We start from the raw sequence: 17,597 nt of genomic DNA, 5'->3' as shown, positions 1-17,597 counted from the left end.
ATGGCGTTAAACCATGATCGGCTGATGCAACTGCTGGATAGTTGGGTGGAAAGCGGTTGGCTGCGCGAGCTGGATCGGGCACTGGTGCGTTTTTTGCACCAGACGTGTCCGGACGCTTCACCCCTGTTATTGCTGGCTGCGGCGTTAGCCAGCCACCAGTTGGGGCGCGGCCATGTGTGCCTGAATCTGTCTGCGGTACTGACGGACAGCACCTTTGCGCTGGCGCTACCGCCGGAAGGTTCGCGTCAGCCCGAAATCGAAACACCGGCCCAGGTGCTGCAAGACGTCACGCTACCTCAGTGGCTGGCGGCATTAGATTTTCCAGCCCTGGTGGGGACAGGGGGTGGGGATTCCCCGCTGGTTTGTCAGGGGGATCGTCTCTATTTACGTCGTTACTGGCAGTATGAGCGCCAGGTTGAGGCGGGCATCCAGCAGCGTCTGGCGCAGAGTGCCCACTGGCGCAGCGCATTGACGCCGGAGCTGATGCAGCCCTTGCTGAATATCTTGTTCAGTGAACCCACGGCTGAGACCGCAAACTGGCAAAAACTGGCCTGCGCCCTGGCGGCTGCCAGTGCATTCAGCGTGATTACCGGCGGCCCCGGCACCGGTAAGACCACCACCGTGGTGCGTTTACTGGCGCTGTTGCAGGCGCTGGAGCAGCAACAGCGTGGGACCACACTGCGCATTCGCCTTGCGGCCCCCACCGGCAAAGCGGCCGCGCGTTTAAGCGAATCCATCGCTGGCGCATTAAGTCGGTTACCGTTGGCGCAATTAGGCATTGCCGTAGAGGCGATTAACAGCGATGTGGTTACGCTACATCGCCTGCTGGGCAGTCGTCCGGATACCCGCCATTTCCGCCATCATCCCGGCAACCCGCTGTTGCTGGATGTGCTGGTGGTGGATGAAGCCTCAATGGTCGATCTGGAGATGATGGCCGCGTTGCTATCGGCATTACCTCCTCATGCACGCCTGATTTTACTGGGGGATAAGGATCAGCTGGCGTCGGTAGAAGCTGGAGCGCTGTTGGGCGAACTGTGCCAACGCGCAGCCGCCGGGCATTATTTGCCTGCGACAGCAACCTGGCTGGCTGCGGTGGCAGGAGAGGCTCCTCCCGAAGCGATGCAAGATGCGCAGGGCGTGGCACTCGATCAGTCCATCGCCATGTTGCGGTTTAGTCACCGCTTTGGGGCCGAGAGTGGTATCGGGCAACTGGCGCAGGCGGTCAATGCCGGAGATGTGCGCGCGTTACGCCATGTCTGGCAACAGGACTACGCCGATCTGGCCCGTTTGCGTATTACGCCGACAGGGGGCAAAGCGCAGAATCCGGGCACCGTTTTCCGTGACTGGATCATTGAGGGGGCCGTCAGCCAGTTTGGCGCTCGGCCTGGTATCCCTGCGCCCGTGGGTTACGGGCACTATTTACGTGTGATGCGCACCACGCGACCAGAGGCAGGGGCACCGCAATCCGCCTTTGATCGTTGGGCTGCCGATGTGCTGGAAGCCTTTGGTCAGTTCCAGTTGTTATGTGCCGTGCGCCAGGGCGAGTGGGGCGTGAATCATCTCAATCAGCAGGTCGCAACGTTATTAGGCAGTGCGGGTCTACTGGTGCAGGAAGGATTGTGGTACGCCGGCCGCCCGGTGCTGGTCACGCGAAATGATTACAGCCTGGGGTTAATGAACGGGGATATCGGCATCGCCCTGTTGTTGCCGCAACCGGAAGGCGAAGTATTACGTGTTGCGTTCCCCGCCGGGGATGGTTCTGGCGGCGTCCGTTGGGTGCTTCCAGGGCGTTTACCCGGGGCTGAGACGGTGTTCGCCATGACGGTGCATAAATCGCAGGGTTCTGAGTTCAGCCATACGGCGTTGTTACTGCCGGAGTCATTAAGCCCGATTTTGACGCGTGAGCTGATTTATACCGGAATCACTCGCGCCCGCCACTGGTTTAGCCTCGGGGCCAGTGAGAAGGGGGAACAGTTGCTGGCTCAGGCCATTGAACGCCAGGTACTGCGCTCCGGTGGGTTGACGATCGGCTAGTTTCGTTGGCTGCATGAATCTAACGTCAGAATGAGGGTACAAAACGCAACCGACTTCCCCTCACCCCAGCCCTCTCCCGCCAGCGGGAGAGGGAGCCAGACCGGTGATGCATGTAATGGTGATGCCATACATCCCCTCTCCCTTTTAGGGAGAGGGTTAGGGTGAGGGTAGAGAACGCAGCCGACTTTCCCTCTCCCTTACCGATCCTCATCATTAACGGAAGTTGCTGGAGAGATTCCCAGCATGCCACTCATTAGCCCTCTGACAGATAAAAGAAAATCAGTGATGGATATACGTGAAACAGCACTGTGATGTGCCATGGCGCATTACTGTGTAAAGTTTTCTCTGGCGTTATACTTATCCAGCAGATACTGGCAAGCTGTGCGCCGTATGGTTTCACTGCGGTACTATGTTTTCGGGTGAAACAGGGAAATGACGGCTTACTGAGAGGGAGTACACTTGTCTAATCGTATCGATGATTTCTTGATTCACCCGCCTGCGGTGAATTGCACTGGCGTTAAGCGTGCGGGTCTTGAGTTTCTGTGGTTTGGCGTTAAAGAGCTGCGTGCTTGTCTGTTTGCCGGTTTATTTTTCCTCGCGATGTTTTGTGTCCCGCGCACTGGGCTGATGGGCATCGCACGCTATGACCTGCTGTTGCTGATCGCGGTGACTATTCAGGTCATTATGCTGAAGACCGGATTAGAGAGCCGGGATGAGCTGAAAGCGATTACGCTGTTTCATCTGTTGGGATTTGGGCTGGAGTTATTTAAAACCTCTGCGGCCATTGGCTCCTGGCACTATCCCGAAGCCGGCTGGAGTAAAATCGGCGGTGTGCCGTTGTTCAGCGGTTTTATGTATGCCGCGGTGGGGAGTTATATTATTCAGTGCTGGCGACTGATGGACCTGAAAATACGCCATCATCCGCCCCTGTTTTTTGCCGTGTTGTTGTCTCTGGCGCTTTACGCCAACTTTTTTACCCATCACTTTATCGGTGATTATCGCTGGTATATTGCCAGCGTCGCGCTGGGCTTATATGCGCGTAGCGAAGTGGTTTTCACCGCCTATCAGCGGCGGCTACGGATGCCGCTGTTAGTGGCATTTCTGTTGATCGGTTTCTTTATTTGGCTGGCGGAGAATCTCGGTACGTTGTTTGGCGTTTGGCAGTATCCCAATCAGATCGGTGCCTGGGCCACAGTTCATGTGGGGAAGTGGGGGGCATGGTCGCTGTTGGTGATGATGACCTTTACCATCACGCTGTTCCTGAAAGACATTAAACAGCGGGTGCATATAGCGCAGTAGTTCGCCATACGCACCCGTGAACCGTCGATTTTACGGTTGTGACAGGTGCCATTTTTCGCCCAGTTGCTGGCGCGTTTTTCCGGTCAGCAGCTGATTAATGCCGGATATTAGTGCGCTGTCTTCCTGTTTCACCATGTAGACTTTATAGCTTTCGCTGCCTGCAATTGGCGTTGAGGTGGCGAGGCATAATACGCCGGGCTCGCTGCTCTGATAGTATTCCCCTTCAATTAAGTCGGTGAACATAATGTCTGCGCGTTTATCCCGCAGCGCTTGCAGGTTTTGCACATTGTCTGGCACGCGAATAATCTGCGCCTGTTTTATATGGCTGTTTACGAAGCTTTCGTTGGTGCCGCCGGGATTGACCACTACTTTGACTTCAGGACGGTCGATTTTTTCCAGGCTGGAGAGGGTGGCGCTGTTGGCGCAGTTTGCCAGGGCGATTTTCCCGTTCGGCACCACGGGGGCCGTCAAGGCGAACTGTTGTGCGCGCTGCGGGGTGGCCGTGACGCCGCCCATCGCAATATCAAATTTATCTGCGGCCAGGTCGCGGGATAGATCCGGCCAGCTGGAGATAACATATTCCACCTTGAGATGCAGGGAGGCGGCGATTTTTTCTGCCATGTCGATGTCATAGCCCTGCAGTTTGCCCTGCGGGTTGTGCCATGCCAGCGGGGCATAGTCACCGGGTACGCCCACTTTCAGGACCCCAGAAGCGTGGATTTGCTCGGGCGTACGGGCCTGAGCGGGGTGGATCATAATGAGTGCCAGTAAAGTGAGGCAACTTAACAGAGGTTTTTTCACCGTTAACGTCCTGTCATGCAAAGGAAAGGCGATGATAATAGCCGCGCGGTGTCAGCCAGACAATGTAAGTGGTGCATCCACTGCCGGAAATCACGCAGGGATCACTGAATGGTAGGTTTAATGGAGCAGAGGGCAGGGAGCTGAGTGCGGTCTGTATCCGTGCGTTTCAGTCGCAGATGGCGGGGAGTGCCGTAAAGACGCCGTGAATCCGTCCCTGGAGGCTCTGCCGCCGCATCCATGCAGCGGAAGCTTTACTCTACTCCCCACAATCCCCGTCTTTATGTTGGTGATGTGCAGACCTTCATCCGTGCGGTTTGTGGGTTCAGTTCCAAAAGGAGAGGGAATGTACGGCATCGCTATTACATGCATCACCGGTCTGGCTCCCTCTCCCGCTTGCGGGAGAGGGCTGGGGTGAGGGGATGTCCGGCACCATTATTTGAAAGGGAAAATGAATATTCAGCAGCGTGCAATCAAGCCCAGATATCTCCAACCATAAAGCCCTCGGTGAAGGGATCGTCGTGGTCCAGAACATAGTTATTGATACCGTAAATCCAGCTTTTGCCGGTAATGGTCGGGACCACAGCGGTGCGTCCTGCCAGCGACGTCTCTTCTACGAGGCGACCGGTGAACACGTTACCGAGAATACCCTGATGGCGGAAATCCTGATTCAGCGGCAGTTCACCTTTAGCATGCAGCACGGCCATCTTGGCACAGGTGCCGGTGCCGCACGGGCAACGGTCAATGGCCCCCGTCCAGGTGGTGGGGTCCTCCCAGGAAAATGTCCCTGACGCCATGGTCACCACATTGCGCCAGTCGGCATTGGGATCGTCAGTGGGGCCGGAAAGCTGTGAAATGGTAATTCCAACGCCCGGATAATCCGGGTGCGCCACCGGCAGTTGTTCAATGGCGGCCTGACGAATCATGGCTGATATTCGTGCGATCTCTTTGCCGTGAGAGGAAGTCAGCTCCAGGCCGGGGAACTGGCGCACATCCGCAATCACGTAGAACATCCCACCCCAGGCAACGTCGACTTTCACATTCCCTAAATGTGGTACGTCAATAATCGCATCAAGATAGACGGCGAAAGCCGGTACGTTGGTAAATGTCACGCCTTTCACTTTGCCATCCTGACACTGGGCAGACACTTTAATCAAACCTGCCGGGGCTTCCAGAATCAGTTCTGTCACCGGTTCCTGCATCGGCAACATTCCCATCTCCAGCAGCACCGTCACCACCGAGATGGTATTGCCGCCGGACATCACCGGATATTCAATCTGCTCCATAATGATGTAGCCTGCATCGGCGGTCGGGTCGTTTGGCGGGACAATAATATTGCAACAGTGAGCAGGGTAGCCACGTGGCTCACGCAGCATCAGCTTACGCAACTGATCGTCATTCTCTTCCAGCCACTGCATTTTCTCATACACGCTGTTGCCGGGAATATGCGGCACGCCCCCGGTAATGACGCGCATTGGGCATCCGGCATGGGTATCAACCGCGTGAATCGTTCTTTTAAAAGCCATAGCAACCTGCCTGTTCATCTTGGTGTAGTGCGGTTTCCCTGCGAAGTGAAAACCGGTTAAAGGGCTAACTTACTTCAATTCTGCTGAGCGTTTGAGTGCGGCTACAGGCTGCGCATCGGGCGCAATAACACTGCTGTTGTGTAAATCCATGGCGCGGGTTTCCGGGGCCATGAAGAGGGCGACAACAAACCCCACTACCGAAATGCCGAAGGCGACATACATGGTATTGGCGATCCCCAGTGTAGTGAGTGAAAGGGGGATCAGATAAGTACCTACCGCCGCACCAATGCGCGATAGTGAAGTGGCTAACCCCACCGCGCTGCCGCGAACTTCTGTCGGGAACAGCTCATTGGGATACACATATTCCAGCACCTGAGCACCTCCGATAAACAGCGCATAGGCGCAGAAAAAGGCCAGAGTCGCCATGGCAGCACTGCTCGGGAAAATCGCCAGTAACAGCAGCGCTAAGCCACTCCACAGGAAACTGTGCAGTAACAGTTTACGGCGACCTAACGGATTGATCAGTTTCACGGCCCCCAAACAGCCAGCGACAAACATCAAAGTAATCGCAACCGCGCCCAGGGCCGCCCATTCACCGGTCAATCCCATGGTTTGCAAAATACGCGGTGCAAAGGCATAGATAGCAAACTGCGGGATAATGGCGCAGGTCCAAAACATACTGACGAAGAAGATGCGCTTGCCATAACCAGAATGGAACAACTGGCCGACGGAAACGTTATGCCCATGTTGTTTTTCCGGTAGATCATCAATGGAAAACTCAGCGCCATAAACTTTTTTGATCACGGCATCGGCTTCCGCTTTACGGCCTTTGTTCATCAACCAGCGGGCAGACTCCGGGGTGCCAACGCGCAGGAAAAGGAAAATGGCGGCGGGAACAAAGGCGCTGGCTAATGCCCAACGCCAGGCGTCTTCCCCCGCGACACGGAGAATAATTTCACCTACCACATAAGCAGCGGCGGCACCTATAAACCAGACCATCACCAGGCTCGCCAGAATAGAGCCGCGCTGTTTTTTGGGGAGAAATTCAGCCAACAGTGACGTTGCCAGCGGGTGGTCGGCTCCAATTGCCATTCCCAATAGCAGACGCAGGCTGATTAATGCGGCAGCGGAAGTCACCCAGAATTGCCCCAGGGAAAAGAGCGCCAAAAACACCAACACCAATAAATACAGCGTCTTTCTCCCCAGTTTGTCAGTCACAATGCCGCCAATAAATCCCCCAAGGAACATGCCAAATAACGACGATGCGGCTACCATGCCTTCTTCCATGGGGGTTAAATGCAGCGCGGTGCTGATTTGTAACATCACCACCCCAATAATGCTCAGAATATAACCATCAAGAAACGGTGCGGCTGAAGAGTACACGGCTAACTTTTTATGAAAGCTATTTAATGGTGCATCTTCAAGCGAGGTTTTAACGTGCTTTGACATTTACATTACCTCTGACGTAGCGATTTATATTGCAGGTTTAGTTTTCTTTGTCTGATAAAAGAAAATTGATTTTTATTTCATCCGTAACTGAATATAAAAGTACGCCGTAATAGATTGTGATGTGTTATACGGATGTTGCGTCTGCTGCTGACTTTCGCACTGGACAATAAAATGCCATATAAAAAAAAGGACAATTAACATAAGCTAAACCCGGCATGCCGCGGATATGTGATCGCGCTATTAACTTTGCATTAACGTAGTGCGGAATATTCAGGGATAAAAACTTCCCTTCATTCCTGACGCTTTCGCCCCATGACACGGCGACAGAAGATTTGAGACAACCTGAACCTAAAAGTCCCGCTTATCTTGCTGTTACACATTTTTCTATAACGAGGTTGACAAAAAAGCGGTTAAAAAGTGATTTTCATCACAAATTTTGTCTGTTGTCATTTTTGTTATACTTCCTGAGATCTATGTAATAGCTGTGACAGAAGGCTTTGCGGTACATATAAGTGACAATAAGACGCAGCACAGGTGTTAACTATGTTTAGCAACCCGAGTCCCGCCATTTCATCCACATGCCAGGAAATCGCTCTGCCAGGTAAGCCAGAGTTAAAAGTGGGCTTTATCCTGATGAACCGTTTTACCCTTATCCCGGTTGCCGGATTTGTGGATTCGCTGCGCTTTGCCGCTGACGTCTCCTTCTCCAGCCGCCAAATCTACTGCCAGTGGGACTGGATGTCAGTAGATGACAAACCGGCTACCGCCAGCTGTGAAATGCGCATTGAGCCGACGCGTGCGCTCATTAACACTGAACACTACGACTATATTGTGCTCGCCGGGGGGTTACTGGAAGAGACGCGCGATCCACCAGAGTACCTGCTGGAGCTGCTACGTGATTATCATGCGCGCGGCACGCCAATTATTGGTATGTGCAGTGCTTCGTTTGTGCTGGGTAAAGCCGGGCTGCTGCGTAAGAAGCGCTGTGCGGTGCATTTCACTATCGTCGATGAGTTCCGGCAGCGCTTCCCGGATGCCCATGCGGTCATGGACAAAAGCTATATTGATGATCAGGGCATCATTACCTGTCCGGGTGGTACGGCCATCGATCTTGCGGCGAGTTTGATCCGTAAACACTGTGGCGACATCCGTGCGCATAAGGGCCTGGAGTATCTGCTGGTGGAGGACATTCCGGTAGCGAAAAAAGAGGATGAGTCAGTCAAATCGGACAGCATGGAGGAGCACGTCTATAAAAACGCCGTGGTGCAGCGGTCAATTAACTTTATGAAAGCTAATCTGGGCATGCACTTTACCCTCAAGGATGTGGCCGAGCATGTGGGATCGCACCCACGTCAGCTCAACCGGGTATTTCTTGCCAATACCAACTGCACGCCCGCCAGCTACTGGCGGCAGTTGCGTATCCATCACGCCAGAAACCTGCTGGTCAATACCAGCCAGCGTATTACCACGGTGGCGCTTAACTGCGGCTTCTCAGATGCTTCACACTTTATTCTGTGGTTCCGAAAACAGTATGGCGAAACGCCGAATGATTACCGCAAACGCCGGCGTGAAATTGAAAAACTCACTGACCGCCATGAAAAACAGCGGTTCAGTGGGCATGCCTGATTTGCCGTTTGCCCACCATGCTGTGGCTACCACAGGCAGCCATTTCGGATCTGTTCGAGCAACACCATCAACGGATGTCTGAGCGCAATCGCCGACAGCCGTTTCACCTGGCTACGGCAGGAGTAGCCGGTCGCCAGGGGTTCGCTGGTGTTGTGGCCGGTGACCTGCTGTGACCAGGAGAGAGAATAGATGGTTTGCGAGGTTGCGAGGTTACGCGCCTCATGCCCGTAGGTGCCAGACATTCCGCAGCATCCGCTGGGTTGCACGTCCAGCACCAGCCCGCGGCGGGCAAAAATCGCCTGCCACTGTTTTGCACTCTCGGGGGCATTGGTTTTCTCTGTACAGTGCGGTAACAGGCGGTAAACGGTGTTTGTTACCGTAGTGGCTATGTCCGGTAGCGCTGACAGTAGCCACTCTTGCGGTAACATAACCGGAGGAACCTCACCGACCTGCGGGACTTTAAGGTACTCCTGGCGATAGGTTAGTGTCATGGCCGGATCCAGCCCAACCAGCGGAATACCCGCCTGTGCCAGTGCAGACAAACGCTGCGCATTACCGCGTGCGACCTGGTTAAACATCGACATAAATCCCTGTACGTGCAACGGTTTGCCGTTGGCCTTTAACGGGGCCAGCCAGACCTGGAAACCAATGCGGGTAGCCAGCTCAATGAAGGCGGCTAACAGTTGAGGCTCAAAAAAGCGCGTAAAGCTATCCTGAACCACAATCACACTGCGCGCTTTTTCCGTTGCACTCAGGCGTGCCAGCGCCCCCGGCGTCGCGGTTTTAACTTCCCACTGCTTCATCAGAGTTGCGAGGGGAAAGGGGGCGATCAACGGGCTATCAACCATGCCCACCCGGTTTTTCAGCCACGACTTTACCCTGCTAGCGCTCATCAGCTGATTATAAATCGCCGGTATTTTTGCCATCCACGGCAGGGTGAACTCCAGTGAGCCGATCAGATAGTCGCGCAGGGGGCGTGGGTAGCGCTGATGATAGAGATTAAGAAAGCGAGAGCGAAACTCCGGTACGCTGACTTTAACCGGACACTGCCCGGCACAGGATTTACAGGCGAGGCAACCGGCCATGGCGTCATAGACTTGATGGGAAAAATCACCGTTGTTTGCGGCGCTGCGCGTATTGAACCAGCGCTGTACTCTGGCACCTACGCCAGGTGGGTGCTGCTCCGCTTCCAGCACATCAATCCCGCTATTGCCCTGCAAGCGCAACCATTCGCGCATCAGCGAAGCGCGCCCCTTTGGCGAATGAATGCGATCGCGTGTGGCCTTCCAGCTGGGGCACATGGCATCGTCCGGGTCGGCGTTGTAACAGGCACCATTGCCGTTACAGTGCATAGCTGCGCCGAAACTTTGCCACACTCGCTCATCAATCTGGCGGTCATATTCGCCGCGTGTCGGTACGCCATCCACCTTCACCAATGGCGAGGAGCTATCAGCGGGCGTAGCAATTTTGCCGGGATTGATCTGGTTGTTGGGATCAAACGCCTGCTTTATCTGCTGCAACGCCGGATAGAGTGGGCCAAAAAACCGGGGTGAAAACTCGGAACGCATGCCTTTGCCGTGCTCGCCCCACAGTAAACCGCCGTAGCGTTGTGTCAGTGCTGCCACGGCAGTGGTGATGGGGCGGATCAATGCGGCATGCTGCGGATTTTTCATATCCAGTGCAGGGCGCACATGCAACACCCCGGCATCGACATGACCAAACATGCCGTATTGCAGCTGATAGCTGTCCAGCAGCGCGCGGAACTCCGTAATGTAATCCGCCAGGTGCTCAGGTGGCACGGCGGTATCTTCAACAAACGCCTGCGGCCGGGCTTCACCACTCACATTGCCGAGCAGGCCAACGGCGCGTTTGCGCATGCCATAGACGCGTTCTACGGCGGCATGGCCGACAGCACAGGTATGACCCAGCCGTAGTGTGGTGGTGTCCTGCTGTAGATGCGAGATAAAGCGCTCAACCTGCTGATTCACCTCTTGTTCATCATCGCCACTGAATTCAACCAGATTAATGCCCAGCGTCGGCGCGGCTTGCTGCGGAAAATATTCCGCCACGTTGTTCCAGACAATGTCCTGCATCGCCAGCAGCAGTACGCGAGAATCGACGGTTTCTATGGAGAGCGGGTTCAGGGTAATCAGCGCGCGGGCATCATGCAGAGCATCCATAAAACTGGCGTAACGAACGTTCACCAGCACAGAAAATCGTGGTATTGGCAGTACGTTCAGTTTCGCTTCGACCAGCAAACCCAGCGTACCTTCAGCGCCACACAGCACGCTGTTAAGAGTAAAGCCGCCTTCGGCGGTGGCAACATGGGCCAGATCGTAACCGGTCAGGCAGCGATTGAGCGGAGGGAACTGGTGTTGAATCAGTTGGGCCTGCTCAGTAACAATCTTCCGCACCGTACGGTGCACTCTGCCGATCGGGCCAGGCTGGCGTTCCAGCGTTGACCACTCGTCGGCGCTACGCATCTGGCTGTGTAACTGTTCACCTCCGGCCAACACCATATCCAGTTCCAGTACATGATCGCGTGTTTTTCCATAGGTACAGCTGCCTTGACCACTGGCATCGGTATTAATCATGCCGCCCAGCGTGGCACGGTTGGAGGTTGATAACTCGGGGGCGAAAAACAGGCCATAAGGGCGCAACGCGGCATTTAACTGATCTTTTACCACGCCCGCCTGTACCCGCACCCAACGCGCCTCCGGGTTGATTTCAAGGATGCGATTCATGTGACGTGACAGATCCACCACAATGCCGTGGGTCAGCGACTGTCCATTGGTGCCAGTACCGCCGCCGCGAGGTGAAATCACGATCTCATGAAAACCCGGCTGAGCCATCAGGCGGGTGATTATCACCACGTCACGATTATCTTGCGGGAAAAAAATCGCTTTAGGCAGCCGCTGATAAATAGAGTTGTCGGTTGAGAAAATAATCTGGTTTGCGTGGTTTATTTCTATTTCGCCGCTAAATCCCTGACGTTGAATTTCCGCAATAAACTGATGGTAAAGTGAGGAGAGAGGATTATCATTGGGTTTTAATGTCGCGATTAACATAGACGTACGCCAGCCTGCTTCGATAAGCGAATAAATTGTTGTTGATGAATATTCAGCGGTCAGAATTACCATGGCCGGTTAATACGGGATAACCTGCCATGGTGTTATTTATTCAGCCTCAGATGCTAAGGCAGATGTATTTAATTTCCAGGTAATCTTCGATGCCGTATTTAGACCCTTCACGGCCCAGACCGGAAGCTTTAACGCCGCCAAAAGGCGCAACTTCGGTGGTAATTAACCCGGTATTGACGCCCACCATGCCATACTCCAGTGATTCCGCTACGCGGAAGATGCGAGACACATCTCTGGTGTAGAAATAGGAAGCGAGACCGAACTCCGTGTCATTAGCCTGGGCGACCACGTCTTCATCGCGGGTAAAGCGAATCAATGGGGCCAGCGGACCAAAGGTTTCATCGCGGACCACCAGCGCGCTCTGCGGGACTTCGGTTAAAATGGTGGGCTGGAAGAAATTGCCGCGAATCAACTGTCCCCCGCTGAGGACTTTCGCCCCTTTGCTCACTGCATCGTCAATATGCTCGCGCACTTTGGCAAGGGCCTTCTCATCGATTAGCGGGCCGGTGGTGATGCCGTGCTCCAGGCCATTGCCAATGGTCAGTTCAGCCACTTTAGCCTGTAATTTTTCCGCGAACAGGTCGTAAACGCTATCGTGTACATAGATACGGTTAGCGCATACGCAGGTTTGGCCGTTGTTGCGGAATTTAGAGATCAGCGCCCCCTCTACGGCTTTGTCCAGGTCGGCATCTTCAAACACGATAAACGGCGCATTGCCGCCAAGCTCCATTGAGACCTTTTTCACGTCCTGTGCGCACTCCGCAATCAGCTGACGCCCAATATCGGTTGAGCCGGTAAACGTCAGCTTGCGCACGATCGGGTTGCGGGTCAATTCACCGCCGATGTCCCCTGCGCTGCCGGTGATCACGCTGAATACGCCTGCGGGGATCCCGGCACGCTCCGCCAACTCCGCCAGGGCTAACGCCGAGTAGGGGGTCTGTGAGGCGGGTTTCAATACCATGGTGCAGCCTGCGGCCAGTGCTGGCCCGGCCTTGCGGGTAATCATTGCCGAGGGAAAATTCCACGGGGTAATGGCGGCGGTCACGCCAATCGGTTGTTTGAACACCAGCAGGCGTTTGTCCGCCTGATGGCCGGGGATGGTATCGCCATAGATACGTTTGCCCTCTTCAGCAAACCACTCCAGATAGCTGGCGGCGGTGGTAATTTCCCCACGGGATTCGGCCAGCGGTTTACCCTGCTCAATGGTCATTAAGCGGGCGAGATCCTCCTGATTCTCCAGCATCAACTCATACCAACGGCGGATCTTTTCTGAGCGCGCTTTGGCGGTCAGGGCTCGCCATGCGGGGAGGGCCGCACTGGCTGCGTCAATGGCGCGATGGGTTTCTGTTGCCCCCATTTTGGCAATGGTGCCGATGACTTCACCGGTCGCCGGATTGGTCACTTCGGTGGTTAAGCCACTGTCGGCATCCAGCCATTGCCCATTGATATAGGCCTGCTGGCGAAATAAGGCGATATCTTTCAGTTGCATAATCATGTCCCTTCTTTGACGGGTTAATTCAGCAAGAACGCGGGTTGCAAATGGCGGCGCTGCGTGCTTTGAGTTCAGTATTCAGAATGCGATCGTTCTCTGAATAGTCGACCGGGCAATCAATGAGATGGACGCCGGGTGTGGTCAGGCAGTGTTGTAGCCGCGGCAGTAAATCACCTGCTTGCGCAATGCGGTGCCCCTGCGCGCCATAAGATTCAGCATAGAGGACGAAATCGGGATTGCCGTAATCAAGGCCAAAATCGGCAAAGCCCATATTTGACTGCTTCCAGCGGATCATGCCGTAGCCATCATCACGCAGGATGAGCACCGTCAGGTTCATTTTCAGCCGTATAGCGGTTTCCAGCTCCTGGCTGTTCATCATGAAGCCGCCATCACCACATACCGCCAGAATGGGTTTTTCTGGGTAAACCAGGTGTGCTGCCATGGCCGAAGGCAGACCCGCCCCCATGGTTGCCAGCGCGTTGTCCAGCAGCACCGTGTTAGGTTTATGGGCTTTGTAATTGCGGGCAAACCAGATCTTATAAATGCCATTATCCAGGGCAACAATGCCCTCTGACGGCAGAGCCTTACGCACATCAGCAACCAGACGCTGCGGATAAACCGGGAAGCGATTATCGTCACTACCTTCGGTGAGATGGGCTTCATTAGCTTCACGAATTTGCAGCAGGCGGGTGAAATCCCAGTGCGCGGTATTCCGCAACGCTTCGGTCAGTTGCCAGACGGTATTGGCGATATCGCCAATCACTTCGATCTGCGGAAAATAGACCGGATCGACCTCAGCAGAGCGGAAATTTACGTGGATCACTTCGGTTCCGCCTTGTTGCATAAAGAAGGGCGGTTTTTCAATCACATCATGACCGATATTGACGATCAAATCGGCGGCTTCGATCGCTCGATGGACAAAGTCACCGGCGGAAAGCGCAGCGTTACCGAGGAAGCGGGGATCGCGTTCATCAACCACACCTTTCCCCATCTGCGTGGTGACAAAGGGAATGCCGGTGGTGGCAATCAGCTGAGTCAGCACCCTGGCGGTGAGTTTACGATTCGCACCGGCTCCAATCACCAGCACAGGTGAACGCGCGCTTTTAAGCTTGTCCACGGCGGCGGCGATGGATTTTTGCTCAGCGACCGGGCGGCGGTGCAGACTGGGGGGGATTGGGCGGCTTTCCGTGAGTTCGGCGGCAATATCTTCAGGCAGTTCGAGATGCACCGCGCCGGGTTTTTCCTCCTCAGCCAGACGGAAGGCTTCGCGCACCCGCGAGGGAATGTTATCTGCCGAGGCAAACTGGTGGGTATATTTGGTGACGGGCTCCATCATATTCACCACGTTTAAAATCTGGAAGCGACCCTGTTTTGACTTCTTAATCGGTTTCTGGCCGGTAATCATCAACATGGGCATCCCACCCAACCAGGCATAGGCTCCTGCGGTCACCAGATTGGTGGCTCCTGGGCCTAAGGTGGAGAGGCTCACGCCAGTACGTCCAGTGAGTCGACCGTAAGTCGCGGCCATAAATCCCGCTGACTGTTCATGACGGGTCAGGACCAACCTGATGCTGGATTGTCGCAGGGATTCAAGTAAATCCAGGTTCTCTTCGCCGGGGATGCCAAAGACATATTCTACGCCCTCGTTTTCCAGGCATTTTACGACTAAATCCGCAGCTTTAATCATGATGCATTTACCCTTTGGGGTGATATTAAGCAGGAGAGAGCGCAGGTATTCATTCCCACGCCTTTTAATGTTTGTTATTTAAGCTTCGATGGTCTTTGCCGGTAACAGAGCATGAATATAGGCATTAATATTATTTACCGAGGCGCTGATCAGTGTTTGCATCGCGTCCTCACTGCTCCACGCCATATGCGGGGTCAAAATAAAATTCGGCATTTCAGTCAGTGCCAACAGCGGTTCATCCGCAGTGATCGGTTCATTCACCACCACATCAATCGCTGCACCGCCAATCGTCCCGCGCTGCATGGCATCCATCAATGCGGCTTCGTTGATAATTCCGCCGCGAGCGGTATTAATAATAATGGCATCGGTTTTCATCAAATGAAGTTCAGCGGCATCGATCATATTGTGTGTTTCGCGGGTCAGCGGCACATTCACCGAAATCACATCACAGGTACGCAGCAACGTCTCACGGGGAATATAACGGCTGCCTTCCAAGGAACCATTTCGGTCATCAAACAATACGTGCATGCCGATCTGGGTTGCCAACTGGTCGAGCCGTTGTGCAATCGGGCCTGTGCCAATAATCCCCAGTGTTTTTCCCGCAACGTCACGGACGCGATAATCAAAATAGATATTTTTAGCGGCCACGTCGCCACGACGTACACGTTGCATTAACTGGCTGTAGCCACTGGTGCGACGGAACAGTTCGTAAATCGCGCCGACAACATGTTCCGCCACTGTGTTGGATGCATAGCCAGGCACGTTGGTCACGGTGATGTCGTGCCGTTGGCAGTAGTCCATATCGACGATATCGGTGCCGGTGAGGGCGAGGGAGATCATTTTCAGTTTGGGCAACTGCCGCAAATGCTCAGCGCGCAACGGTACGCTACAGGTTAAGGCCACCGTGGCGTTTTGTAGTCGTGGAACCACATCCTCATTGGCGGTATAGCCATAAGATTCCCACGTATGAGCAAAGGATAGCTCGGGTATTTTCACGGAAGGGGCAATCCCTTCATTGTCCAGAAATACAACGTGATGTGACATGCTTACCTCGCGCGTTACTTTTTCTTGTTCGGCACATAACCCGCCGGTGCCAGCGTGGTCAGAAATTGGGTGATGACACCCGCATCACGATCGCTGTCTTCTAACGACTCTTTACGTACCAGGGCATTACGCACCATGCGTGCGCCAACAAAGCGGAACGGCTCTGGCGGGAGCAGCTTCACTTTTTGATCCACCAGGCCACAGCGCGACCACTCATCGTGGGTTTCGAGCACCAGCGATTTGATAATGCGGCTGGCGAACACCGTGGTCGCGACGCCGTTACCGGAAAAACCAATGCCATAGACAATGTCACCATGGCCGCCGAGGAAGCCAAAGTTGGGGAGTCCCTTCATGGCGCGGTCTAGCGGCCCGGTCCAGCTGCTGATGACCGGCACATCGGCCAGGCTGGGGTAAAAGGAACGCAGCTCCCGGGTGACGCCTTCAGCGGCCGGGCAAGGGCGGTCATACAGGTCGCCAATTCGTGAGGCATAGGCGAATTGTCCCAGTGGCTTGCCAAAAACGATGCGACCATCGGGGGTGTTGCGCCAGTAGTTGAGCACCGTGCGGGAGTCGGTTACGCAGACGCCATCATTAAATCCGGTGGCGTCGAGGCGCGCTTTCATGGGCGCGGTGGCAACCATGTCGCTAGACATCACCACAATCATGCGTTTCAACTCGGGGAACTGAGCGCCCCAGGCATTCATGGCGATGACCACTTTGCGTGCTTGCACGCTGCCTTTTTCAGTATGCACGATGGGTGGTTTGCCGCGTTCGAGACGTGTTAGCGGCGTTTTTTCATAAATTCGCACGCCAAGCTCAATCGCTACGCGACGCAAACCCCGCGCCAGCATCGCGGGCTGCACCGTTGCGGCATTAGGATCGAAGATACCGGACACAGTGCGTGGCGATCCTGATTTACTGCGCGCCACTTCAGGCGTGACTTCAAGAAACGGGTTTGCCTGGTATTTCTCCAGGCTGTCGGTGAGTACCCGCCAGCTGTTGTGCTGGCGCGGGTTACTGGCGGTCCAGAGCCAGCCATCCTTACGATACTGAGCGTCAATATTATGCTGCTGACAAAAATCGCCAATTTCATCAATGGCAGACTCCGCCGCTTCACAAATACGACGCGCCTCTTCTTCACCGCAAATACTCATCAGTGACAGGTATTTCGCCCACCAGTTATTCGCCAGGCCGCCATTACGGCCACTGGCCCCGGAACCACAGCGATCTTTTTCAATCAGGACGATGTCCAGTTCCGGGTACGCTTTTTTGAGGCGAATAGCAGACCAGAGGCCGAGAAAACCGCCGCCGATAATACAGACATCTGCTTTGGTGTGTTCTTTTAGTTGGGGAGCCAGGGCGCTCTCCAGATCGAGCGCCTGCGCATACCAGAATCCACGGTACATGAGTTAATGCCTCAAAAGATGTTATCGATGCGTGAATTATCTGGTGAGGTGAGGTGAACAACTATCATAATTAAGACAGTTTTTATAACAGGCTGG

11 protein-coding genes are annotated in these 17,597 nt (G+C 54.5%); 3 read left to right on the top strand and 8 right to left on the bottom strand.

The features are described 5' to 3' along the window. Both recD and F3J40_RS00805 read left to right on the top strand, forming a co-directional pair. The gene (gene recD, locus F3J40_RS00810) at positions 1 to 2,034 is read left to right on the top strand and encodes an exodeoxyribonuclease V subunit alpha (protein WP_167012004.1); all 2,034 of its coding nucleotides are present in this window, start codon (positions 1 to 3) and stop codon (positions 2,032 to 2,034) included. Between the two features lie 459 nt (positions 2,035 to 2,493). Further along, positions 2,494 to 3,333, top strand: a complete 840-nt coding sequence (locus F3J40_RS00805; RefSeq protein WP_167012002.1) for a DUF817 domain-containing protein — start codon at positions 2,494 to 2,496, stop codon at positions 3,331 to 3,333. Between the two features lie 30 nt (positions 3,334 to 3,363). Here F3J40_RS00805 and F3J40_RS00800 read toward each other — a convergent pair whose 3' ends face one another. From F3J40_RS00800 to F3J40_RS00790, 3 genes are all read right to left on the bottom strand, one after another. Further along, positions 3,364 to 4,089, bottom strand: coding sequence for a transporter substrate-binding domain-containing protein (locus F3J40_RS00800; protein ID WP_167012904.1), 726 nt, complete (start codon positions 4,087 to 4,089; stop codon positions 3,364 to 3,366). 515 nt (positions 4,090 to 4,604) lie between these two features. Beyond that, on the bottom strand, positions 4,605 to 5,657 hold the full coding sequence (locus tag F3J40_RS00795) for a proline racemase family protein (protein WP_167012000.1): 1,053 nt from the start codon (positions 5,655 to 5,657) through the stop codon (positions 4,605 to 4,607). A gap of 69 nt (positions 5,658 to 5,726) precedes the next feature. Continuing rightward, positions 5,727 to 7,106 (bottom strand): MFS transporter, encoded by a 1,380-nt coding sequence (locus F3J40_RS00790; protein ID WP_167011998.1) that lies wholly within the window; start codon positions 7,104 to 7,106, stop codon positions 5,727 to 5,729. Positions 7,107 to 7,649: 543 nt separating this feature from the next. On the opposite strand from F3J40_RS00790, the gene F3J40_RS00785 reads away from it, so the two are divergent. After that, positions 7,650 to 8,732, top strand: a complete 1,083-nt coding sequence (locus F3J40_RS00785; protein WP_167011996.1) for a GlxA family transcriptional regulator — start codon at positions 7,650 to 7,652, stop codon at positions 8,730 to 8,732. A gap of 26 nt (positions 8,733 to 8,758) precedes the next feature. Here the strand turns inward: F3J40_RS00785 and ydiJ are convergent, their stop codons facing one another. The 5 genes from ydiJ to F3J40_RS00760 all read right to left on the bottom strand — a co-directional run bounded on the left by ydiJ (position 8,759) and on the right by F3J40_RS00760 (position 17,501). Further along, a complete protein-coding gene (gene ydiJ, locus F3J40_RS00780; RefSeq protein ID WP_167011994.1) occupies positions 8,759 to 11,800 on the bottom strand; it encodes a D-2-hydroxyglutarate dehydrogenase YdiJ in 3,042 nt (1,013 codons plus the stop codon). 118 nt (positions 11,801 to 11,918) lie between these two features. Further along, on the bottom strand, positions 11,919 to 13,361 hold the full coding sequence (gene gabD / locus F3J40_RS00775) for an NADP-dependent succinate-semialdehyde dehydrogenase (RefSeq protein ID WP_167011992.1): 1,443 nt from the start codon (positions 13,359 to 13,361) through the stop codon (positions 11,919 to 11,921). Positions 13,362 to 13,389: 28 nt separating this feature from the next. Next, positions 13,390 to 15,051: an acetolactate synthase large subunit gene (locus F3J40_RS00770; protein ID WP_017349059.1), complete on the bottom strand. Its 1,662-nt coding sequence runs from the start codon at positions 15,049 to 15,051 to the stop codon at positions 13,390 to 13,392. A 78-nt stretch (positions 15,052 to 15,129) separates the two neighbouring features. Then, positions 15,130 to 16,095 carry an NAD(P)-dependent oxidoreductase gene (locus F3J40_RS00765; RefSeq protein WP_167011990.1) on the bottom strand — a complete coding sequence of 322 codons (966 nt, stop codon included), beginning with the start codon at positions 16,093 to 16,095 and terminating at the stop codon, positions 15,130 to 15,132. Positions 16,096 to 16,109: 14 nt separating this feature from the next. Beyond that, on the bottom strand, positions 16,110 to 17,501 hold the full coding sequence (locus F3J40_RS00760) for an NAD(P)/FAD-dependent oxidoreductase (protein WP_167011988.1): 1,392 nt from the start codon (positions 17,499 to 17,501) through the stop codon (positions 16,110 to 16,112). Positions 17,502 to 17,597 lie beyond the last annotated feature (96 nt).

The organism is Candidatus Pantoea multigeneris, assembly GCF_011752615.1.
Classification (GTDB): domain Bacteria; phylum Pseudomonadota; class Gammaproteobacteria; order Enterobacterales; family Enterobacteriaceae; genus Pantoea; species Pantoea multigeneris.
Note: the sequence above shows the minus strand (reverse complement) of the source record. Positions and strands in the feature narration are given on the sequence as shown.